This window comes from Leucobacter fengyongliangi, from assembly GCF_050971685.1.
GTDB lineage: Bacteria > Actinomycetota > Actinomycetes > Actinomycetales > Microbacteriaceae > Leucobacter.
The window spans coordinates 39,613-61,962 of sequence record NZ_JBPCEU010000007.1; the positions used below are offsets into that span (position 1 = coordinate 39,613).

Sequence of the window (22,350 nt, forward strand, 5' to 3'; positions counted from 1 at the left end):
CTTTATCGCAAACCATCGGTACGGTCAAATGCAGCCAGGGTCGGCGTGTTAAGCCTCACCCTGGGCCGATTCGATCGTGGGCGTGGGATTGTCTCCCCGAATTGCAGGGGTACTCACGCGACGACCACGACTGCGGCTGCGGCCCGGTTCGGGCGCAGGAGGAAGCGCGTCGAGCACCGATCCCAGCAGGTCGTCAGGCGATGGTGAGCTGAGCGCCTCCGCACTGGATGCCAGTGGTCGCTCAGAACTCGCGCGATGCCCTCGCCCCGAGCGCCGACTCGCGGAATCGACCACGAGCTGCTCGACGAGATCGGCAGCCTCGGACGTGCTAACTCGTGCGGAAGCGGACGATGACTCAGATACTTGCGACTCACCGCGTTGACCTTCGCGAGATTCCTTGTTCTGCGACTGCCCGCCGCTTTCCTCATGATGCTCCTGCGCGCCGGGAATCGTCTTCGCGGCGATCTTCGCGAGCATGTTACGTGACTCATCAGTGATGGCATGAGTCTGCGTGTTCGGTGCCTGTTGCGACGTTGAGTTATTCCGACGTTTGGTACGCGGAGTCGGCGAATCCGCGCTCCGATGACGATTGACCGGCTCGTGATGAACGATGATCCCGCGACCGGCGCACACCTCACACGGCTCGCTGAACGCCTCAAGGAGCCCCAGACCCAGCTTCTTCCTGGTCATCTGTACGAGTCCGAGCGAGGTGACCTCCGCAACCTGATGCTTCGTACGATCCCGGCTCAGGCATTCAACGAGTCGGCGAAGCACGAGATCGCGGTTGTTCTCCAGCACCATGTCAATGAAGTCGACCACGATGATTCCGCCGATGTCGCGCAGGCGAAGCTGGCGCACGATTTCCTCGGCAGCTTCAAGGTTGTTCATCGTGACGGTCTCTTCGAGATTTCCGCCAGAGCCGACGAATTTGCCCGTGTTCACGTCGACAACGGTCATGGCCTCGGTGCGATCGATCACGAGTGACCCACCCGAGGGCAGCCACACCTTTCGGTCAAGTGCCTTGGCGATCTGCTCAGTGACGCGGAACTCGTCGAAGATATCTCGGCTCGCATCGTACTTCTCGACCCGCTCAAGCAGCTCCGGCGCGACCTGGTCGAGGTAGCCGGTGATGGTGTCATACGTGTCGTCGCCCGAGATGATGAGCTTGTGAAAATCTTCGTTGAATACGTCACGAACGATCTTGATGAGCATGTCGGGTTCCGAGTGCAGCAGCACGGGGCCGCCGCCCTTCGCAACGCGCTGCTGAATCGAATCCCACTGCCGCGTCAAGCGCTGCACATCGTTCGTTAGCTGATCTTCGGTGGCCCCCTCGGCAGCGGTGCGCACGATCACGCCGGCACCCGTGGGCAAGACCTCTTTGAGGATCTTCTTCAACCTGGCACGCTCGGTGTCGGGGAGCTTGCGCGAGATACCGTTCATGGCACCACCGGGCACGTAGACCAGGAAGCGGCCGGGAAGCGAGATCTGGCTGGTGAGTCGTGCTCCCTTGTGCCCAATCGGATCTTTGGTCACCTGTACGAGTACGTGATCGCCCGGCTTCAGGGCATTCTCGATGCGACGCGCCGAACTGGTTCCCTCGAACTCAGACCAGTCAACCTCGCCCGAGTAGAGCACCGCGTTTCGACCGCGACCGATATCGACGAATGCGGCCTCCATGCTGGGCAGCACGTTCTGCACGCGGCCGAGATAGACGTTGCCGATGATCGACGACTCGCTCGATCGAGCGACATAATGCTCTACGAGCACCTTGTCTTCGAGCACACCGATCTGAATGCGATCCGACGTGGTACGCACAACCATCTGTCGGTCTACCGACTCACGGCGCGCGAGAAACTCCGACTCGGTGATGACGAGGCGCCTCCGCCGGCCCACATCGCGGCCCTCGCGTCGACGCTGCTTCTTCGCTTCCAAGCGGGTGGATCCCTTGACCTTTTGGGGTTCCGTGATCAGCGGGGCCTGCCTGGCCGGGGGGCGCGGCGCTTCTTCCTCAACGTATGAGTCTGGGCCGCTCCGACGGCGGGTGCGCCGCCGGTTCGCGGGAGCTTCGCGTTCCTCAAACTCTTCGTTCTCAAAAACCTCCGCGCGAGCTTCGCGGGTGTTTCTCGTGAACTGACGATCAAGGATGTCGTCAAGCTGGCGAAGTTCGGTGCGGCGCTGACGCGGCTGTACCGGAGGGACATCAGGGGCCAGGAAGATGAGGCGGGTCGTCGCGCGGAAACGCTCCTCAGGTGTCATCTCTGAGAGTGGAAGCAAGAGAATCGGTGCGGGTGCCGACTCGGGCTCGGCCGCAGCTTCAGCTTCAGGCTCGGGTGTGGCAACTGGCTCTGCTGTCGTCTCGGGCTCGACTGTCGTTGCCGGCTCACTGGTCGTTTCCGGCTCGCTTGACGTTTCCGGCTCGCTTGACGTTGCCAGCTCCGTGACCGCAACTGGATCGGTGACGACGTCGCCCTCACCCACGGAATCGGCCGCGGGTTCACTACCGACCACAGAGGAGGGTTCAGGCGCTGATTCGTGCGCTGCTGCGGCTTCCTCAACATCGGAATGTTCAGTGGAAACGGTTTCAAATTCGGGTTCATTCACCATTGCTGGTGTACTCCTCTGTCCGAGACGCGCTGTGTCATCTGCGGGAAAATCTCTTGCAGCGTGGCCGCCGCGAATACTGTGCTGCGCGAGGCGGGTGCCTCGTGCTTGGTCGCCCTGCGACCAAAAAAGACTGTCGTACCGAGCGTCTTCGTGACACCAGGTAACGGCTTCCATTATGTCACGCGGAAGCAGGGAACGCGCAGTGCACCCCAGTAGGATCATCGGCATGAGCACAGCGCCCCAACAGACCGCGCGCCCGGTCGGCTTCGCGATCCTCTCGATTCTTTTGGGAATGGTCGGATGGTTCGCATCATTCGAGCTCTTGACTGAATACATCAAGACCCTTCAGAGCCCCGCTCACGTGCCGAACTGTAACATCAGCGTGCTTGTCACCTGCGGCCCCAACATGGGTTCGTGGCAGGGGTCCATACTCGGCTTCAGCAACACCATCATCGGTGTGAGTGCATTCGTCGCACCCATCGCGGTCGGCGTTGCACTCCTCGCGGGTGCCCGCTTCATGGCCTGGTTCTGGCGGCTGTATCAGCTCGGGCTATTCGGCGGGTTCGTGTTGGTCGGCTGGCTGCAATTCCAGAGCATCTTCGCGCTCGGCACCCTGTGCCCCTGGTGCATGGTGGCCTGGGTGGCCATGATTCCGCTGTGGTGGTCGGGGCTCATCCACCCCTTCGCCGCAGGAAGTATTCCACTGTCGGCGCGCGGTCGACGCTTCTTCCGATCGCTCAACTCGTGGGTCTGGGTGATCGTACTCATCAACCTGTTCATCATCGCCGCGGTTGCCCAGTTTCAACTGAACTGGTTCGCGGAGTTCGCACGCGGCTAGGTTCCCTCATCAGGCGGCAGTTGCCCCTCCCGTAAGTCGCAGCCACAGCTCGTCGACCTGCGCCAGCGTCTCCTCTTCTGACCCACCCGTGTCGATCAGCACGTCGGCAATCGCACGGCGCTCTTCGTTGCTCGCCTGACTGGCGATGCGGGCGGAAGCGTCATCGTGATTCATCCCACGGATCGTCACCAGACGGTGGAGTTGCACCTCGGGGTGCGCCTCGGCGACCACGACGAGGTCAAACGGCCGCACCTCTCCGCCCTCTGCAAGGAGCGGAACGTCGTATACGACCACGGCATCTGGATCGGCCGCTTCTGCCTCAGCGATGCGCCGCGCCGTGAGTTCACGTACGGCGGGGTGCACGATCGCATTAAGGTCGCCAAGAGCACCCTGATCACTGAACACGATCTGTGCGAGTCCTTGGCGGTCGAGCATGCCGTCGGGGGCCAGAACGTGAGTGCCGAAGCGATCCACAATCTGCGACAGTGCCGGGGTATTCGGCAGAACCGCCTCCCGGGCGAGACTGTCGGCATCGATGTGGACTGCTCCAAGCTCTGCCAGTCTCCGAGCGATGGTGGACTTACCCGCGGCGATACCCCCGGTTAACGCAATGAGCTGCATAAGAGACACACTACCGACTCGATGAGATGCCAAAGGCCTGGCCGGGAAACATCTCCCTGGCCAGGCCTTCAGTGTGAGGGGTTAGTTGCCCTCGAGACGTGCCTTCAACGCGGCAAGGGCCTCGTCGTCTGCGAGCGCGCCAGCCTGCGACTCGCTCGAGTAGCTCGTCGCGCCCGAATCGGTCGCGGGGGCTTCAGCAAGCTCAATGAGCGACTGGCCGACCTGCTTCTTGTGCGACTCCCAACGAGCCTGGGCTGCAGCGTACTCCTGCTCCCACTTCTCGCGCTGGGTCTCGAAGCCTTCCTTCCACTCCTGGGTCTCAGGATCGAAGCCCTCGGGGTACTTGTACTCACCGTTATCGTCGTACTCGGCGGTCATACCGTAGAGCGCGGGATCAAACTCGGTGCCCTCGGGATCGACGCCCTCGTTCGCCTGCTTCAGGCTGAGCGAGATGCGGCGGCGCTCGAGATCGATGTCGATGATCTTGACGAAGACCTCCTGGCCGGCCGAAACGACCTGCTCAGCGAGCTCAACGTGCTGACCCGACAGCTCCGAGATGTGCACGAGGCCCTCGATGCCGTCCGCAACACGCACGAACGCGCCGAAGGGCACGAGCTTGGTGACGACACCCGGTGCGATCTGACCGATCGCGTGGGTGCGGGCGAATACCTGCCACGGATCTTCCTGCGTAGCCTTGAGCGACAGCGAGACGCGCTCGCGATCAAGCTCAACCGAGAGCACCTCGACGGTGACATCCTGGCCCACCTCGACAACGTCGGAGGCGTGCTCGATGTGCTTCCAGGAGAGCTCGGAGACGTGCACGAGACCGTCCACGCCACCCAGATCAACGAACGCACCGAAGTTGACGATCGAGGAGATGACACCCTTGCGCACCTGGCCGGGCTTGAGGTCAGCGAGGAAGGACGAACGGCTAGCCGACTGCGTTTCTTCGAGCAGTGCGCGACGCGACAGCACCACGTTGTTGCGGTTCTTGTCGAGCTCGAGGATCTTGGCCTCGATCTCCTGACCCAGGTAGGGCGTGAGATCGCGAACGCGGCGAAGCTCGATGAGCGAAGCGGGAAGGAAGCCGCGAAGCCCGATGTCGACGATCAGACCACCCTTGACGACCTCGATGACCGTACCGGTGACGACACCGTCGGTCTCCTTGATCTTCTCCACATCGCCCCACGCACGCTCGTACTGCGCACGCTTCTTCGACAGGATCAGGCGGCCTTCCTTGTCCTCCTTCTGGAGCACGAGTGCCTCAACAGCGTCGCCAACCTTCACCACCTCGTCGGGGTTGATGTCGTGCTTGATGGACAGCTCGCGCGAGGGAATGACACCCTCGGTCTTGTAGCCCACGTCGAGGAGAACCTCGTCGCGATCGATCTTCACCACGGTGCCCTCGATGAGGTCGCCGTCGTTGAAGAACTTCAGGGTCTTCTCGACCGCGGCAAGGAAGTCTTCGGCCGAGCCGATGTCGTTAATTGCGACCTGCTTGCTTGCCTTTTCGGTCGTTGCATTCGTCATGTAATTGGTCTCCAGATGGACAGGGAATCAGGCTGGACACGGTGATTCACGCAAAGGATTCGCGCGGATCAACGCACCATCCAGCATGTGGACATGGTTGATTCGTCACAGTTGTGACATTTCAGTCTATGCGACAGAAGATGGAAACCCAAGTCCGATTCCTTGAACGTCTAGCCTGGTGCACGCGAATGCTAGTGCGCTGCTGCATTCCAGTTCGGGCCGCGGCCGACCTGCACTTCGAGCGGCACCGTGAGGTCTGCTGCTCCCCCCATCTCCTCACGCACAATCACCTCGAGTTCTTCCCATTCACCGGGCGCAACCTCGAACATCAGCTCATCGTGAATCTGCAGGATCATTTGCGACGAAAGCTTCGCCTCGCGCATGCGTCGTTCGACGCCGATCATCGCGATCTTCATGATGTCGGCAGCCGTGCCCTGAATCGGGGCGTTGAGCGCCGCGCGTTCGGCGTTCTCGCGCAACACCCGATTCGGGCTCGCAAGATCGGGGAACGGCCGACGCCTGCCGAACACCGTCTCGGTGAACATGGCGCGCTTGGCCTGCTCAACCACCGATCGCAGGTAGTCACGCACCCCGCCAAAGCGCTCAAAATAGTCGGTCATGAGTTGCCTGGCCTCTGCCGCCGAGATACCCAGCTGTTTCGAGAGCCCAAAGGCGGAAAGCCCGTAGGCGAGACCGTACGACATCGCCTTCACCTTCGAGCGCATCTCGGCAGTCACTTCAGCCGGGGTCACCCCGAAGATGCGTGAGCCCACGAACCGGTGGAGATCCTCACCCTCGATGAATGCCTCGATCAGCGCAACATCGCCCGAGAGGTGCGCCATGATGCGCATTTCAATCTGGGAGTAGTCGGCCGTCATGAGTGCCTCGAACTCGGGCGCGTGAATGAAGCCCTCGCGCAGCCGACGCCCCTCCTCTGTGCGCACCGGGATGTTCTGGAGGTTCGGCTCGGTCGAGGCGAGGCGCCCAGTGCTCGCGCCGATCTGTAACAGGGTGGTGTGGATCCTTCCGTCGGGCTGCACCGCCTTAATTAGACCCTCAACGATCTGACGCAGCTTGTTGGCATCTCGGTGCGCGAGGAGCGCATCGAGGAAGGGGTGCGGGTTCTTGGCCTGGAGGTCCGCGAGCGCGGCCGCGTCGGTCGTGAAGCCCGTCTGGGTCTTGCGAGTCTTCGGCATGTCCAGTTCGTCGAAGAGCACCTGCTGCAACTGCTTGGGCGAGGAGAGATTGACCTCTCGGCCAATCGCCGTGAAGGCGCGCTGCTCAAGCTCGGCCACACGCCCCCGAAGCTCGGCCTCGTGTGCCTGCAAGAGCGGGAGATCAATCTGCACGCCGCGATCCTCGAGTGCGGCCAGCACCGACACCAGCGGCAGTTCGATATCTGTATAGATCGATCCCGTACGCCCCTCGAAGCGCGACACTGCGACCTCGTGAGCTCGCACCAGGTACCAGGCAAGAGCTTCGGGCCCCGCCCCCGCACCCTCCTCGGGGAGCAATTGGTTCGGGTCGGCCTTCGGCATCTGCTCGCCCAAGAATCGGAACACTGCCTCGTCGAGTGTCTTCTCTGGCGTGCTCGGCCGCAGCAGCCAGGCGGCGATCAAGACGTCGCCCTCGATCCCGCGCATGGCAACCCCAGCTCGCGCCGCGAGTTTCAGCTGCGCCTTTGCGTCAAACAGCACCTTGGGCGCTTCTGAAGCAAGCCATTCTTCAAACTGCTGGTAATCGCGGCCACCGGGCTGCCAGTGCACCAGCACGGTCGAATCAGGGGTGGCGATCCCCACCTCGAAACCACTGCCCGTGTCGGAAATCACAATGCCCGGCTGCACCGCCTTCGATAGCCAGTCGCCGAGCTCTTCGTCGAGCAGCAGACGACGTTCAGGCAGCTGGGGCGCGAGCGAGCTTGCGGCCGCGGCGGCGCTCCCGTCGGCCGCATCGATGCCCGCAAGCTTGCTCACCCGCTGCAGCAGAGTGCGGAACTCCAGCTTGGCAAACACCTGCTGCACGGCCGCCATGTCGATGTTGCCGCGCTCAAGCTGGTCGACGCTCAGGTCGAGGTCAACGTCACGCACCAGTCGGTTCAGGCGACGATTGCGTTCGGCCAGATGTGCGTGCTCGCGGAGACTCTCCCCCACCTTCCCGCCAATTTCGTCCTGGCGACGCAAGATCTCCTCCAGCGAGCCGAACTGGTTGATCCACTTCACCGCGGTCTTTTCGCCCACCTTGGGCACCCCGGGCAGGTTGTCGCTCGTCTCGCCGACCAGTGCGGCAATTTCGGGATACTGTTCGGGCCTGATGCCGTAGCGCTCAAGCACCTTTGCCGTGTCGTACCGCGTCAGTTCGCTCACACCCTGCTTCGAGGGGTAGAGCAGCGTGATGCGCTCATCGACGAGCTGAATCGTGTCGCGGTCGCCGCTCACCACGAGCACGCGATACCCGGCGTCGGCCCCCTGCGTCGCGAGCGTGGCCAGAATGTCGTCGGCCTCGTAGTTCTCCTTCTCAATGGTGCGGATCCCCATTGCGTGCAGGGCCTCCTGCAGAAGAGGAACCTGACCCTTGAACTCGGCCGGTGTCTCGCCGCGGGTTCCTTTGTATTCGGGGTATTCATCAGTGCGGAACGAATGCCTCGAGATATCGAAGGCCACAGCGATTGAATCGGGCTGCTCGGCACCCAGCAGGTTAATCAGCATGGCGATGAACCCGTGGATCGCGTTGGTGTACTGACCGGACTGGGTTTGAAAACTATCCACGGGCAGCGCGTAGAACGCGCGAAATGCCAGGGAATGGCCGTCTATGAGCATGAGGGTAGGCTGAGTGTTCGACACCCACTTAGCCTACAAGCCGCCTCCGACGGGCGCGCCGATCGGCCCCTAAGAGGCACGGATATTATGAACGCGAGAAAGCGGATACGGTGACAGCACCCCGAGCAGAATCCACCGAGGGAGGCACGCAACCCACTGTGCCAACGGCATTAGACACCACGCCGGTGGACTCGCCGAACAACGCGGATGGCCAAGCATTCTTGAGCCGATTCGGAGTGGGCGCTCTCGCCGAACGCATGGGCATCGAGTTCACTGAGTTCACGCGTGAGCGCGCCGTCGCGACGATGCCCGTGCTCGGAAACACCCAACCGATCGGCCTGCTGCATGGTGGCGCCTATGTCGTGCTGGGAGAATCACTCGGTTCGACGCACGCGGCCTTCGTGGCACCCGAGGGCACGGTTCCCGTCGGAGTCGACATCAACGCAACCCACACGGGTTCGGCCATGGCCGGTGTCGTCACCGGGGTGTGCGTGCCGATTCACGTCGGTCGCACGATCTCGGTGCACGAAATCGTCGTGCGCGATGGGGCGGGCAAACGCTGCTCCACGATCCGCATCACAAACCTCTTCAAGCAGGTGGCCGAGCCCCACGCGGCCGGCTAGAACGACGAACACCCCGGTCAGAAACCGGGGTGTTCGTCTCGCCGCTTCGTGCTACTTGGGCCCGAGCTGATCGATGATCGTCTTCGCCACGTCTTGCATGGTGAGGCGACGATCCATTGAGGCCTTCTGGATCCAGCGGAACGCCTCGGGCTCGGTGAGGCCCATCTTGTCGTTCAAGATACCCTTCGCACGATCCACCAGCTTGCGCGTCTCGAAACGCTCTGCAAGATCGGCAACTTCACTCTCAAGCGCCACGATTTGCTGAAAGCGTGAGAGTGCAATCTCAATGGCTGGGATCAAGTCAGCCGGGGTAAACGGCTTTACTACGTAGGCCAAGGCACCGGCCTCTCCCGCACGCTCAACCAGCTCGCGCTGGCTGAAGGCGGTAAGGAGCACTACGGGGGCGATGTGATCTTTATTGATAATTTCGGCCGCCGAGATGCCGTCAAGCTTCGGCATCTTCACATCCATCACGACGAGGTCGGGGCGCAACTCCGTTACCAGACGCACCGCCTCTTCACCGTCACCCGCTTCTCCGACAACGTCAAAGCCATTGTCGCGAAGCGTTTCAACGATGTCGAGACGAATCAAGGATTCGTCTTCTGCGACGACGACACGACGTGCCGCGCCGGGGGAAGAAGTCTGCTCAGTCATTGTCTTAGTTTAACGGTGCCGGATGGGGGACTTGAACCCCCACGCCCGAAGGCAACGCATTTTGAGTGCGCCGCGTCTGCCAATTCCGCCAATCCGGCAAATGGGTAGCGGCTCGAAAGTCGCTTTCCACCTGTGCAACACTATCGCATCTAGAGCGGGATGCTTCCCCGTCCGATGACGTGTTTCCGCGGCCCGGCCTCGGGAAGTAGCCCCAAGGTCTCCCCCATCCGGTGAATCCTGAGCGTATTTGTGGATCCCACGGTTCCGGGAGGCGAACCTGCGATGATCAGTACCTTATCGCCGATCTCCACACGATCCGCGTCGAGCAGCACCTTATCGACCTGCTCGAACATCTCGTCGGTAGAGCCGACTCGCGGAACCTCATAGCTGCGCGCACCCCAGGTCAGCTCCATCCGTCGACGGATTGTTCGACTCGGCGTGAACCCGATGATCGGGATTGGCTTGCGGAGTCGAGACATCCGGCGCACCGTGTCGCCGGACTCCGTGAACACGCAAATGTACTTGGCCCCAATGAACTCCGCCACCTCCGCCGCCGCCAGCGTGAGCACACCCCCCTGGGTGCGCGGGCTGGTGCGCAACGGATCGATCCTGTCGAGGGCGTGATCTTCGGTCGCCTCGATGATGCGGGCCATGGTGGCAACGGCGGCCACGGGAAATGCCCCAACGCTTGTCTCACCTGAGAGCATCACCGCGTCGGCACCGTCGAGCACCGCGTTTGCGCAGTCGGACGCCTCCGCGCGAGTGGGCCTCGGGCTTTCGATCATCGACTCGAGCACCTGCGTGGCCACGATGACGGGCTTCGCCATGCGTCGCGCGACGGCGATCGCCTCGGTCTGCACAAGCGGAACCTGTTCGAGAGGCATCTCGACACCCAGGTCGCCACGTGCGACCATGATGCCGTCAAACGCATCGACGATAGCCTCAAGGTTCTCGACTGCCTGAGGCTTTTCGATTTTGGCGATGACGGGGAGTTTCACTCCCTCTTCTGCCATGATCGCGTGCACGCGAGTGATGTCGGCGGCATCGCGCACGAACGAGAGTGCAATGTAGTCGACACCTAGCTGCAAGGCCCACCGAAGGTCGGCCTCGTCTTTCTCCGACAACGCCGGCACGTTCACGGCCACACCGGGCAGGTTGATGCCCTTGTTGTTCGAGACCGCGCCCGGAATCTCAACCACAGTATGCACGGTGTCTTCGGTTACCCGTACCGCACGTAACCCCACCTTGCCATCATCGATCAGCAGTGGGTCGCCCACACGGACATCGCCGGGAAGGCCCTTATAGGTCGTGCCGCAGATTGTCTGGTCACCAACGACATCGCGAGTGGTGATGGCGAACTCGTCGCCCTCTGCGAGATCAAACGGTCCTGCCGCGAACGTGCCCAATCGAATCTTCGGGCCCTGCAGATCGGCGAGCACGGCAATGGGCCTGCCCACCTCGTTCTCCGCGCGGCGAATGTTACGGAAAATGCCCTCATGCACGTTGTGCGTGCCGTGAGACATGTTCAACCGTGCCACATTCACCCCGGCGCGAATGAGCTCGAGCGTGTGATCGTAACTCGAGACCGCTGGTCCCCAGGTTGCAACGATCTTTGCGTGGCGCATGGCCTGCCTTTCGTTCGATGGTGGACCCGCTTCGGGCTCGCCTATATGGTCGACGGTGAGACCCCTGCTGGTGGGGCCACAGCCTTCGTGCGATCCGGGAGTACGTGGTAGTACTCGTCGGGGTTCGCCGTCAATTCGTCAACCGCATCGGCCGGATTGCGGCGTCCGGGAAGATAGATACTCGCCTCGAGACCGACATGGCGACGGCGTTGGACAAAGATGATGATGACACCGAGGAGCGCCGCGAGGAGCGCCGCGAGGACGTTGGTGCGCAGCCCCAAGATGATGAGGCTCGGATCCACACGCATCGACTCGATGACGGCGCGACCAATGCCGTACCAGATGAGGTACATGCCAAAGAACGTGCCCCAGCGTGGGCGGAGGCGTCGCTCGATGAGCAACAGTACGATCACGCCGAGTGTATTCCATACGATCTCGTAGAGGAACGTGGGGTGAAAGAGTGTGCCCTCGGGCAGGCCAATCGGGAACGCGGAGTTGGTTGACTCGATCTGCAGCCCCCACGGAAGCGTGGTGGGGCCGCCGAACAACTCGTGATTGAACCAGTTGCCTAAGCGACCCGCTGCCTGAGCAATCAACAGACCCGGAACGAGCGCGTCAGCAAACGACCAGAAGCGAATCCCGGTGATGCGTGAAGCGACCAGCACGCCGATACCGCCGCCGATGAGGGCACCGAAGATCGCGATGCCGCCATTCCAGAACGCAAAGATTTCGAGGAAGTTCTTTCCCTCGCCAAAGTAATCTCCCCAGTGAGTGACCACGTGGTACAGGCGCGCACCGAGGATGCCCAGCACTACCGACCACACTGTGAAATCAATGACGACGCCGCGCTCGCCACCCCGGCGCGTCAGCCTCCGGCCCGTCCAGATCGTCGCCAGCACAATTCCCGCGAGGATACACAGGGCGTAGAAGTAGACGCGCAGCGGACCGATCTGCAGAAACTGCACGTCGGGGCTCGGAATACTCATCGGAAAAATCATGTACCGCTCTTTCGCATCACGCTCTGCGCCATCGGGCGCGGGTCAACAAAATCCTACCGCGGGTATATCAGTGCCAGGTCAATGCTGGGCGGTGCCAGCTGCGATTTCGCGCACCACGCGGGAGAGTTGCTCGATGCCTCCGTCACGCAATGCCCGCACGAAGGCGGTGCCCACGATCGCACCATCTGCGTATTCGAGCGCCGCAGACACCTGCGCAGCCGTCGAGATGCCGATCCCGACGCACGCCAGCTCGGCCCCGCTCTCGCGCAGTCTCGTAGTGAGATTCCGAGCTGCCTCGTCGAGTTGGGTGCGCTCTCCGGTGATGCCCATCGTAGAAACGGTGTAGACAAACCCAGTGGTGCTGCGGGAAACGAGCGCGAGACGATCATCGGAGGATGTCGGCGCGGCCAAGAACACGCGGTCAAGTCCGAGACGTTCACTCACGGAGATCCACTCGGCTGCAGAGTCGGGGGTGATATCTGGCGTGATGAGCCCAGCCCCCCCGGCGGCAGCGAGATCGCCTGCAAATCGTTCGAGACCGTACTGCAACACGGGGTTCCAGTAGGTCATCACGAGTACCGGCGTGTCGACCGCCTCTCGTACGCGACGCACTGCCTCAAAAACATCAGTGAGACGGAAGCCGGCTGCCAGCGCGGTCTGCGTGGCCTCCTGAATCACCACTCCGTCCATCACGGGGTCGGAGTACGGCAGCCCCAGTTCGATCACATCGGCCCCGGCCTTCGCCATCGCGATCGCCGCGGCGACACTGGTGTCGAGATCCGGGAAGCCAACGGGCAGGTACCCGACGAGCGCTCCGCGACGCGATTCCTTGGCCCGTCGGATGGCTGCGGAAACCTGTGACTCGTGATTCGCCATCAGTGCCCCTCTCCTGCACTCGCGGAGGCGCCTTCGAGTTCGGTTCCATCAAACAGCCCAAAGTACCGGCCCGCGGTCGCCATGTCTTTGTCACCGCGTCCCGAGAGATTCACGAGAATCACCGCGCCTTCGCCCAGCTGCTTTCCGAGTCGAAGTGCCCCGGCGAGCGCGTGCGCCGACTCGATCGCCGGAATGATGCCCTCGGTCTGGCTAAGTAGCCGCAGCGCCTGCATCGCTTCGTCGTCGGTGACCGATTCGTAGTTCGCCCGATCAATGCTGGCAAGCCACGCGTGCTCGGGACCAACTCCCGGGTAGTCGAGCCCAGCTGAGATTGAATACGATTCGCGGGTCTGCCCGTCTGCGTCTTGCAGCACGAACGTGCGGGAGCCGTGCAGCACCCCCTGCGACCCCTCGCCGATGGTAGCGCCGTGCTCTCCAGAACTGATTCCGTGCCCACCAGGCTCGTAGCCGTAGAGTTCAACTTCCGGGTCGTCAAGGAACGCGTGGAAGATGCCGATCGCGTTCGAACCGCCACCGACACAGGCTGCCACTGCGGTGGGGAGTGCACCGGTCAGCTCGAGCATCTGTGCTCGTGCCTCTTCGCCAATGACTTTGTGAAAATCGCGCACCATGACCGGGAAGGGATGTGGCCCGGTAACTGTGCCCACCAGATAGTGCGTCGTGTCGACGTTTGCAACCCAGTCGCGGAACGCCTCGTTGATCGCGTCTTTGAGGGTGCGCGACCCAGTCTTCACCGGTATCACCTCGGCGCCCAGCAAGCGCATGCGCGCCACGTTCAGCGCTTGCCGCTCGGTATCGACCTCGCCCATGTAGATGGTGCAGTCCATCCCAAACAGTGCTGCGATCGTGGCTGTTGCCACTCCGTGCTGGCCGGCACCTGTCTCTGCGATGATCCGGGTCTTCCCGAGTCGCTTAACGAGCAGCCCTTGACCGAGCACATTGTTGATCTTGTGGGAACCGGTGTGGTTTAGGTCTTCCCGCTTCAGGATGATGCGCGCCCCACCCGCGTGCTCGGCGAACCGCTTGACCTCCGTGAGGATCGAGGGTCGACCGGTATAGCTTCGGTGCAATTCTGCAAGCTCGGCCGCAAAGCTGGGATCATTCTTTGCATCTTCGTATGCCTGCGTCAATTCGTCGAGCGCTGCTATCAACGACTCCGGCATGAACCGCCCACCGAAGTCACCGAAGAACGGCCCTGACTGTGCGCGCAGTGGTCCGAGTTCGTTCTGATCTTGAGTCATGTCCTGAGTCATGGTGCCTCTTCCCAGATGTAAGGTTTTCAGACGCTGAGGTAACTCTGCAGCGTGGCGATGGGGTCGGAAGTGACCAGCGCCTCGCCGACAAGTACCGCGTCGGCCCCTGCCTCGCGATACCGGATCACATCGCTCACATCAAGCACTGCGGACTCGGCCACGCGAATCACTCCCGCAGGAATCTGATCAGCGACCCGGCCGAAGAGCTCCCGATCAAGTTCGAACGTGCTGAGGTTGCGCGCATTGACACCGATCAATTGCGAGCCAAGATCGACAGCCCGAGCAACCTCATCTGCGGAATGAGCTTCCACCAACGGTGTCATTCCCAGTTCGCGGATCAGTGCGTGAAGTCTGACGAGAACCGGTTGCGGCAAGGCGGCGACGATGAGGAGGACGAGATCGGCCCCAGCTGCACGGGCCTCAAGAATCTGATACTCGTCACCTATGAAATCCTTGCGTAACACGGGGATGCTCACAGCCTTGCGCACGGCTTCCAAGTCGGCGAGGGATCCCTTGAACTTGCGTTGCTCGGTGAGGACACTCACGACACTCGCGCCGCCGGCCTCGTACTGCGCGGCAAGGGCCTGTGGTTCTGGGATATCTGCGAGGTCGCCGCGCGAAGGGCTCGCCCGCTTCACCTCTGCGATCACACGAATGTGGTCGGTCGGCCGGAGGGCCTCGATCGCATCAAGGGCCTCGGGCCGAGCAATCGCGTCGGCCTCAACCTGAGCCAGTGGCCGCAGCTCTCGCCGAGCCCGCGCGTCTTCTAGTGAGCCCGCGAGAAGTTGCTCGAGCACGTTATTCGTGCGTCTTAGGCGTGAACTTCGGGCCCTTGACGCCGTACCCGGCCTTTGAGAGCACCCAGCCGAGCACTCCGCCCAATGCAACAACGCCGACGCTGATCCACACGAGAAGTGGCTGGTGCAGGAAGAACGCGACCGTGCCAAAAGCGATACCGAGCAGCATGACGATCACCGCCGTCCACGCAGCTGGCGAATCGCCGTGTCCGGGGTCTCCGTGGTGGGTACTCATGAATCTCCTTGAAGCCTATGGTTCGTCTCAAGCCTACCGGTTGCTGGGCATTTCCTGCGAACCGAGTGGCAGTCTGTCGCGGGTCGGTGGTGACCAACCCTACTTTTTGGGGGACTCTGGCAATGAATCGATTTCGCTCGGGTCCTCACCGTCGCTCTGTCGCTCCCAGTCAGAGATACGGTCTGGCTCGGTCGCGGCTCGCTCAGCCACATCCGCGCCGGTTCTCGATTCGTACTTGCGGCCAGCCGTGCCCCACCTGCCACTCAGTATCACCACGAGCACACCAAATACGATCAGCGCACCGCCAGCAATCGCAGTCACGAGCGGCCACACCGAAAGCGCACTGGACTGGATGAGTGCTAGCTGGTCGGCGCCGGAGATTGCCGTTATTTCGGCAATCCGCCCCGCGGCGGCACCCACCGGATCCGCGAGCACACCGACAGCAACGGCAATTGCCCCGGCTCCCAGCGCCGCGACGAGGATCCCCAGCACCCGACGAAAAATCTTTCCGGCGATCGTCAACGCGAGCGCAGCCGCGAGCGCGGCGATCGCGACCGGCGACAACGAGGCGTTGAGATCCTGACCGCTCACCTGCAGCGCGCCCGCTGCGGCAGCACCCTCGACGAGCACGATCGTTGCCCAGGGCTGCGTCGCTGCGACCAACGCGAGTCCGCTCGAGAGTGCAACGGCGGCGAGCAGGGGAAGCTTGCTACGCACGTGGCACATCCAAATGCCGGAGGGTGTTCGCGATGGCCACAGCTCGAAGAGGTGCCGCGGCCTTGTTTCGCGACTCCTGGTCTTCGAGCGTCGGCACCGAATCGGCGACGATGCCCCCGCCAGCCTGCACCATGGCAATCCCGTCGACAATCGTTGCGGTGCGAATCGCGATGGCAAGATCGGCGGCCCCGGCGAGTCCGAAGTATCCCACCACTCCCCCGTAGACGCCTCGCTGCACCGGCTCGAGCTCGTCGATGATCTGCAGCGCGCGTGGTTTCGGTGCTCCCGAGAGTGTGCCTGCGGGGAAGGTCGCTCGCAAGGCATCCACCGAGTTCTGCCCCTCCCGCAACTGACCCTCGACGGTCGAGACGATGTGCATGATGTGACTGAATCGCTCGATACGCATGAACTCGGTGACCTCGACGCTGTGAGGCTCGCAGACGCGCAGCAGGTCGTTGCGTGCGAGATCCACCAGCATGAGGTGCTCGGCTCGCTCTTTTTCGTCGGCGAGGAGATCTCGCTCGAATTGCTGATCTTCGTCAACCGATGCACCACGCGGTCGCGAGCCAGCAATCGGGTGAGTCATCACGTGACCGCTTTCTTGCACGGTCACCAGGGCCTCTGGGCTTGAACCCACCACCGCGAATGGTCTGCCCGTCGCGTCCTCCAGCTGCAGGAGGTACAGGTACGGGCTGGGGTTCAGATGCCGCAGCACCCGGTACACGTCAAGGGGATCTGCAGTGCACTCCTGATCGAAGCGCTGTGAGAGCACGACCTGAAAGATGTCTCCGTCTACGATGTATTGCTTCGAGCGGTCGACCCCCGCGAGGTAGTCGGTCTCGGCTGTCAACCGCACCGCGTTGGGCAGTGCGTCGCGGTCGAGCATGCCGAGCGGTGATGAGAGGGGCGCCGCAAGCGCCTCCTGCAGTGCGTCAAGCCGAGTCTGCGCGTCGTCCCACTGCGCCTGGGCGGAGATGGCCTCGGCGTCGTTCAAGACGTTTGCGAGCAAGACGACGCTGCCCTCTCGGTGATCGATCACCACAAGCTCCGAGACAAAACTGAGGCTCTGAGTGGGCAAACCCGGGCCATCACTAGGCCCATGCTCGAGTCGCTCAAACTGCCGCACCGTGTCCCAGCCGAGGTACCCAACAAAGCCACTCGCGAGCGGCGGGAGGTGGGGGGTGGGCTCTTGCTCCCAGCGTTCGACCACGGCGCGCAGCGCTGCCGCCGGGGCGAGTGCGGCGATTCCACCCGACAACAGTCGCTCTTCGGTCAGACCCTTGCCGGGCTCAGGGAGCCAGTGTGCGCGACCGTCCCGCTCGCTCAGTACGCCGAAGCTCCCGGCTCCAACGAAGCTGAACCGGGTCCACACCCCGCCCTGCTCGGCGGACTCAAGGAGGAACGTGCCCGTACGAGAACCAGCGACCTTGCGGTAGATACTGACCGGAGTGTCGGCATCAGCGAAGATTTCGCGGCAGACGGGAATGACTGAATGGGTGGCGCGGGCCGCATCGAAGTCGGCGCGTGACGTGGTGAGACTCACTTTTCCAGCCTATCGCGCTGTGTGCGCATCACTTTTTGTCTGTCGGGTCGCCCGGGTGAGCTGGAAGCCCGCGACCCTCGAAGCATGTGCGCGTGCCGGTGTGGCAGGCCGCGCCGAGTTGCACCACACGCACGAGCAGAGTGTCGGCATCACAGTCCATGGCGACCGTACGCACGTACTGTCGGTGCCCCGAGGTGTCTCCCTTGCGCCAGTATTCCTGGCGCGATCGCGACCAGAACGTCACCCGGCCGGTGGTCAACGTGCGACGCACTGCCTCGCGATCCATCCAGGCGAGCATGAGCACCTCATGAGTTTCGTCGTCCTGAATGATCGCGGGCATTAACCCGTCTTGGCCAAACACCAGGGCGTCGAGCGATTCTGTGACTTCAATTTCCGCCACGTTTGCCCGATCCGCCGCGCTCATGCGACACTCTCGGTGAGGCGCACTTCATACCCCGCATCGGCGATCGCACGTTTAACTTGACCCACCGTGAAGGTTCCGTCGTGAAACACCGATGCGGCGAGCACCGCGTCGGCACCCGCGGCGATCGCCGGCGCGAAGTGCTCGAGTTTGCCCGCACCTCCGGAGGCAATCACCGGCACCGAGCAGAGCGCGCGCACCTGGGCGGTGAGTTCGAGATCAAAGCCAGCAAGCGTACCGTCGGCATCCATCGAGTTCACCAGGAGTTCTCCGGCCCCGCGCCGCACCGCCTCGACGCACCATTCCAGGGCATCAAGGTCGGTCTCGTTGCGCCCACCGTGTGTGGTCACCACAAACCCGCTCGGCTGCCGCGTGCTGCGCCTGACGTCGAGTGAAAGCACGAGCACCTGAGATCCGAAACGATCGGCGATCTCATCGACGAGGCCCGGCCGCGCGATGGCCGCACTGTTGACGCCCACCTTGTCTGCCCCCACACCGAGGAGCCTCGCCACGTCGTCGCTGGTGCGCACGCCTCCACCGACCGTCAGTGGGATGAACACCTGTTCTGCCGTGCGACGCACAACGTCATGCGTGGTGCTGCGATCGTCCACGGTCGCAGTGACGTCGAGGAACGTGAGTTCGTCGGCGCCCTGCTCAGCGTATTTCGCAGCGAGCTCGACGGGGTCACCCGCATCCCGGAGGTTCAAGAAGTTCACGCCCTTGACGACCCGGCCAGCTGCCACATCCAGGCACGGGATCACGCGCACGGCGACCGACATCACAGCCTCGCAGCGTGGATCGCGGTCACGAGGATCGCGCGCGCACCGAGGTCGGCAAGTTTATCCATCACCTCGTTGGCCTCTTCTGCGAGCACCATGACCCGCACAGCAACCCAGCCGTCCTCACGCAGCGGCGAGACCGTGGGTGACTCGATTCCGCCAGCGATACTGACCGCGGCTTCAAGCTTCGACTCCTCGAGGTCGTAGTCAACGAGCACAAATTTACGGGCCACCAGCACACCCCGGAGTCGGCGCAACAGGCGATCGATACCGTCTTGGCTGCTCGGCCCTCCGATGAGCACCGCAGTTGACTCGAGAATCACCGGACCAAAGATGACGAGGCCCGCCGCCTGCAGCGTCGCGCCAGTCGACACCACGTCGGCCACCGCATCGGCGACGCCGAGCTGGACTGCCGATTCAACGGCACCGTCAAGTTTGACCGTCACGGCCTCGACACCTCGCTCGCGGAGGAAATCATCAACGAGCTTTGGGTAGCTGGTCGCGACCCGCATCCCGGCGAGCTGCGCAATCTCGGTGATGCCCGAGCCCTTGGGAGCGGCAAACCGGAAGGTGGAGTCGCCGAAGTCGAGGTGAGCGATCTCGCGCGCCTCGGACCCGGAGTCAAGCAGTAGGTCGCGTCCGGTAATGCCTACGTCAAGTGCCCCCGAGCCCACGTAGGTCGCGATATCTCGCGGGCGAAGGTAGAAAAACTCGATCTCGTTCCGACTATCCGTGTGCACGAGCTTGCGGCTGTCGCGACGGCCGCTGTATCCGGCCTCACCGAGCATCTCGGCCGCTATCTCAGACAGCGAGCCTTTATTGGGAACCGCAACGCGGAGCATGGGTGTGTCCTTCCGTGGTGGCAGAGATTGGCGACGCGCGCTGACGCTAGAGATGGCGGTACACGTCTTGCAGGGAGATCCCCTTCGCCAGCATCAGTACCTGCAGGTGGTACAGCAGCTGACTGATCTCTTCGGCGCAGGCCTCGTCACTCTCGTATTCGGCGGCCATCCATACCTCGGCAGCCTCCTCAACGATCTTCTTTCCGATGCTGTGAACACCTGCATCAAGCCGCGCGACGGTGTCGCTGCCTTCGGGCCGGGTCTTGGCCTTCTCACTAATTTCGGCGAATAGCGCCTCGAACGACTTCACTTCTTCAGGGTACCGTTTCTTCTGTGTGGGTGGAGCGAGTAGCCAGTGCACTGGTTCAGTGGCGGTGAGTGGCCGCTGCGGCTCGCAACTCGGCGATCCGGTCTTCGGGCACGCCGCCAAAGACCGCAGAACCCGCGACGAACGTGTCGGCCCCTGCCTCGGTCGCCATGCCGATCGTATCGACCGTGATTCCCCCGTCGACCTGCAGCCACAGATCCAGGCCCAGCCGCGCCTTCGCGTCTGCGAAGCGGCGCAGCTTCGGCATCATCTCAGCCATGAATTTCTGGCCGCCAAATCCAGGCTCAACCGTCATCACGAGCACTTGGTCGAATTCGGGCAACAACTCGAGGTACGGTTCAGGATCGGTCCCCGGCTTCAGCGCGATGCCTACACGCGAGCCGATGTCACGGATACGCCGCGCAAGCGAAACAGGATCTGCGGCGGCTTCGGCATGGAAGGTCACCGAGTAGGCGCCCATCTCGGCGTACCCCGGCGCCCATCGATCAGCGTCGGTAATCATGAGGTGCACGTCAAGCGGTATCGGCGAGACCGCCTGGATTCGCTCGACAATCGGTGGTCCCATCGTGAGATTGGGCACGAAATGATTGTCCATCACGTCAACATGCACGAGGTCGGCTGTTGTGATGCGCTCAAGCTCATGCTGCAGGTTCACGAAATCGGCGGAAAGAATGCTCGGGTTAATGCGGTGCACGGTCACCGTTCAAGTGTACGGCTTTGCTCAGATTGTGGATCACCCAGAGCCGGCGCATCCGCACCTTGAGTGGTCGCTGCGGCCGGGGTACTTGGCTCGGACGCGCCGACATCGGGGGCAGCCTCCGCGTAGCTAAAGCTCAACGTGCGGAAGGTGCGCGTGAAGAATGCCGCCGCACCGAGCACGACCATCGCAACTCCCGACCAGAAGAAGACGAGCGCAATGCCTCGGCTCTCGCCCTCCCCGAGCAGCAGCCCCCAGCGCTCCTGCCCGGCAGCGGTTTCCATGTAGGGCACGATGAAGAACTCGGCGACCGGTGCGATCATCAGCGCGGTGATCGGCGACGCCGCCGCCTCAAAGGTCATCGCAAGCCCAAACACCCGGCCCTGCTTCTCATAGGGCACGACACGCTGGATCACGGTCTGCTCGGCGGCTTCAATCGCCGGCATTGCGACCATGAACAACCAGATGCCAACGATGAAGAGCCATGGCCACTCGCGCAGGGTAAAGGTTGCACCGAGCACTCCGATAAGTATCACCAAGATCAGCATGGTGCGGATCGGGTTCGTTCCAAGCCCGAATCGTGCGACGAGGGCACCTCCGACGATGAAACCGGTGCCCGCTACGCCAAACACGACACCCCAGATCTCAACCGGAAACATGTTGAGTCCGTAGGGGTCGAGCAGCGCCATATAGACACCACTCGCAAGGTTATTGAGCGTCGTGAAGAGGATCAGCCCAATGAGGCCCGGCACGAGGAGGATCGCTGTCATCCCGCCCCTGAAGTCCACCGCGCTGCGGTTGGGATCGTGCGCGATCTCTGGTTCGGGTATGCGGAGCATATGGAGGTGCACAATGGGTGCCGCGGTCAAGACGAGCGCGATAATCATGGTCGTCGGCATGCCCAGAAGGCCCACCGAGAGTCCGCTGAACACGCTGGTGACAATGAAGGCGAGCCCCTGCACCGTCCCCACGAGCCCGTTCGCATTGGCATGTCGGTCGTCGGGTACGAGCAGTGTGACCGTGGTCGCAAGCGCCAAGTTTCGGAGCAATTCGACCACGCACCCGGCGAGGAGGATCACGGTGAACACCCAAAACCACGGGCCGTCGATCCGCAGCAGTGTCTCGTGCGGGATCAGGAAAAATATCGCTGTTCCGATCGAGAACGCCGCGAGCGTGATCCACGCCGACAGCAGCATGACACGGAGCTTGCGGAGCCGATCCACCAGCGACCCGAACCACATTGAGCACACGGCGAGCAGGATCATGTAGGCACCACCGAGCACCCCCGTGGCCAGGATGCTGCGAGTCTCGAGATAGACCCAGAACACGAGCGAGAACCACAGGAAGTTAGTGGTGAGGTTCGCCACCGCCGTGTTTGCGAGCACCTGAAAAAAGGTACGCATTCCCCCGGGAGGGGGCGTGTGCTGACTCATACGTTAAGAGTAAGGTGATTCTCGCAGATCGGGCAGGGCCAGTGAACCTGAATAGGTCACAAAAACTTCGCGACGCCGGGACGCATCCGCGCCCCGATC

Annotated in this window: 21 protein-coding genes and 1 tRNA gene; 2 read left to right on the plus strand and 20 right to left on the minus strand. The window is 62.5% G+C overall.

What is annotated here, in order from left to right; genetic code table 11:
• Positions 1 to 48 precede the first annotated feature (48 nt).
• Entirely contained in the window at positions 49 to 2,604 is a 2,556-nt protein-coding gene (locus ACR0R4_RS06615; protein WP_433646539.1) for an Rne/Rng family ribonuclease, read from the minus strand.
• A gap of 226 nt (positions 2,605 to 2,830) precedes the next feature.
• On the opposite strand from ACR0R4_RS06615, the gene ACR0R4_RS06620 reads away from it, so the two are divergent.
• Positions 2,831 to 3,442, plus strand: coding sequence for a vitamin K epoxide reductase family protein (locus ACR0R4_RS06620; RefSeq protein ID WP_433646540.1), 612 nt, complete (start codon positions 2,831 to 2,833; stop codon positions 3,440 to 3,442).
• Between the two features lie 9 nt (positions 3,443 to 3,451).
• Here ACR0R4_RS06620 and coaE read toward each other — a convergent pair whose 3' ends face one another.
• The 3 genes from coaE to polA form a co-directional block, all read right to left on the minus strand.
• The gene (gene coaE / locus ACR0R4_RS06625; protein WP_433646643.1) at positions 3,452 to 4,063 is read right to left on the minus strand and encodes a dephospho-CoA kinase; all 612 of its coding nucleotides are present in this window, start codon (positions 4,061 to 4,063) and stop codon (positions 3,452 to 3,454) included.
• A gap of 81 nt (positions 4,064 to 4,144) precedes the next feature.
• Positions 4,145 to 5,593 (minus strand): 30S ribosomal protein S1, encoded by a 1,449-nt coding sequence (rpsA, locus tag ACR0R4_RS06630; RefSeq protein ID WP_433646541.1) that lies wholly within the window; start codon positions 5,591 to 5,593, stop codon positions 4,145 to 4,147.
• Positions 5,594 to 5,784: 191 nt separating this feature from the next.
• Positions 5,785 to 8,409 (minus strand): DNA polymerase I, encoded by a 2,625-nt coding sequence (polA, locus tag ACR0R4_RS06635; RefSeq protein ID WP_433646644.1) that lies wholly within the window; start codon positions 8,407 to 8,409, stop codon positions 5,785 to 5,787.
• A 185-nt stretch (positions 8,410 to 8,594) separates the two neighbouring features.
• Between polA and ACR0R4_RS06640 the strand changes: the two genes are divergently transcribed.
• The gene (locus tag ACR0R4_RS06640) at positions 8,595 to 9,032 is read left to right on the plus strand and encodes a hotdog fold thioesterase (protein WP_433646645.1); all 438 of its coding nucleotides are present in this window, start codon (positions 8,595 to 8,597) and stop codon (positions 9,030 to 9,032) included.
• A 51-nt stretch (positions 9,033 to 9,083) separates the two neighbouring features.
• On the opposite strand, the gene ACR0R4_RS06645 is transcribed toward ACR0R4_RS06640, so the two are convergent.
• The 16 genes from ACR0R4_RS06645 to ACR0R4_RS06720 all read right to left on the minus strand — a co-directional run bounded on the left by ACR0R4_RS06645 (position 9,084) and on the right by ACR0R4_RS06720 (position 22,251).
• Entirely contained in the window at positions 9,084 to 9,686 is a 603-nt protein-coding gene (locus ACR0R4_RS06645) for an ANTAR domain-containing response regulator (RefSeq protein WP_433646542.1), read from the minus strand.
• Positions 9,687 to 9,702: 16 nt separating this feature from the next.
• Positions 9,703 to 9,784: transfer RNA gene (locus ACR0R4_RS06650), tRNA-Leu, on the minus strand.
• 51 nt (positions 9,785 to 9,835) lie between these two features.
• A complete protein-coding gene (pyk, locus tag ACR0R4_RS06655) occupies positions 9,836 to 11,311 on the minus strand; it encodes a pyruvate kinase (RefSeq protein WP_433646543.1) in 1,476 nt (491 codons plus the stop codon).
• Between the two features lie 41 nt (positions 11,312 to 11,352).
• Complete coding sequence (gene lgt / locus ACR0R4_RS06660) at positions 11,353 to 12,309, minus strand: prolipoprotein diacylglyceryl transferase (protein ID WP_433646544.1); 957 nt, start codon at positions 12,307 to 12,309, stop codon at positions 11,353 to 11,355.
• Between the two features lie 78 nt (positions 12,310 to 12,387).
• Positions 12,388 to 13,185: a tryptophan synthase subunit alpha gene (gene trpA / locus ACR0R4_RS06665; protein ID WP_433646545.1), complete on the minus strand. Its 798-nt coding sequence runs from the start codon at positions 13,183 to 13,185 to the stop codon at positions 12,388 to 12,390.
• Complete coding sequence (trpB, locus tag ACR0R4_RS06670) at positions 13,185 to 14,447, minus strand: tryptophan synthase subunit beta (protein WP_433646546.1); 1,263 nt, start codon at positions 14,445 to 14,447, stop codon at positions 13,185 to 13,187. The genes trpA and trpB overlap by 1 nt, the downstream gene beginning before the upstream one ends.
• A gap of 38 nt (positions 14,448 to 14,485) precedes the next feature.
• Positions 14,486 to 15,256: an indole-3-glycerol phosphate synthase TrpC gene (gene trpC, locus ACR0R4_RS06675; RefSeq protein ID WP_433646547.1), complete on the minus strand. Its 771-nt coding sequence runs from the start codon at positions 15,254 to 15,256 to the stop codon at positions 14,486 to 14,488.
• 1 nt (position 15,257) lies between these two features.
• Positions 15,258 to 15,491: an HGxxPAAW family protein gene (locus ACR0R4_RS06680; RefSeq protein WP_433646548.1), complete on the minus strand. Its 234-nt coding sequence runs from the start codon at positions 15,489 to 15,491 to the stop codon at positions 15,258 to 15,260.
• A gap of 99 nt (positions 15,492 to 15,590) precedes the next feature.
• Entirely contained in the window at positions 15,591 to 16,208 is a 618-nt protein-coding gene (locus tag ACR0R4_RS06685) for a Trp biosynthesis-associated membrane protein (protein WP_433646549.1), read from the minus strand.
• Positions 16,201 to 17,751 (minus strand): anthranilate synthase component I, encoded by a 1,551-nt coding sequence (locus ACR0R4_RS06690; RefSeq protein ID WP_433646550.1) that lies wholly within the window; start codon positions 17,749 to 17,751, stop codon positions 16,201 to 16,203. The genes ACR0R4_RS06685 and ACR0R4_RS06690 overlap by 8 nt, the downstream gene beginning before the upstream one ends.
• A gap of 28 nt (positions 17,752 to 17,779) precedes the next feature.
• Positions 17,780 to 18,175 (minus strand): phosphoribosyl-AMP cyclohydrolase, encoded by a 396-nt coding sequence (gene hisI, locus ACR0R4_RS06695; protein ID WP_433646551.1) that lies wholly within the window; start codon positions 18,173 to 18,175, stop codon positions 17,780 to 17,782.
• A complete protein-coding gene (hisF, locus tag ACR0R4_RS06700; protein ID WP_433646552.1) occupies positions 18,172 to 18,951 on the minus strand; it encodes an imidazole glycerol phosphate synthase subunit HisF in 780 nt (259 codons plus the stop codon). Before hisF ends, hisI begins: the two co-directional genes overlap by 4 nt.
• Positions 18,951 to 19,793 carry an ATP phosphoribosyltransferase gene (gene hisG / locus ACR0R4_RS06705; protein WP_433646553.1) on the minus strand — a complete coding sequence of 281 codons (843 nt, stop codon included), beginning with the start codon at positions 19,791 to 19,793 and terminating at the stop codon, positions 18,951 to 18,953. The genes hisF and hisG overlap by 1 nt, the downstream gene beginning before the upstream one ends.
• Before the next feature lie 46 nt (positions 19,794 to 19,839).
• Positions 19,840 to 20,103, minus strand: coding sequence for a phosphoribosyl-ATP diphosphatase (locus ACR0R4_RS06710; RefSeq protein ID WP_433646554.1), 264 nt, complete (start codon positions 20,101 to 20,103; stop codon positions 19,840 to 19,842).
• 55 nt (positions 20,104 to 20,158) lie between these two features.
• Positions 20,159 to 20,821, minus strand: coding sequence for a ribulose-phosphate 3-epimerase (gene rpe / locus ACR0R4_RS06715; RefSeq protein WP_433646555.1), 663 nt, complete (start codon positions 20,819 to 20,821; stop codon positions 20,159 to 20,161).
• Positions 20,818 to 22,251: an MFS transporter gene (locus tag ACR0R4_RS06720; RefSeq protein WP_433646556.1), complete on the minus strand. Its 1,434-nt coding sequence runs from the start codon at positions 22,249 to 22,251 to the stop codon at positions 20,818 to 20,820. The genes rpe and ACR0R4_RS06720 overlap by 4 nt, the downstream gene beginning before the upstream one ends.
• Between the last annotated feature and the right edge of the window lie 99 nt (positions 22,252 to 22,350).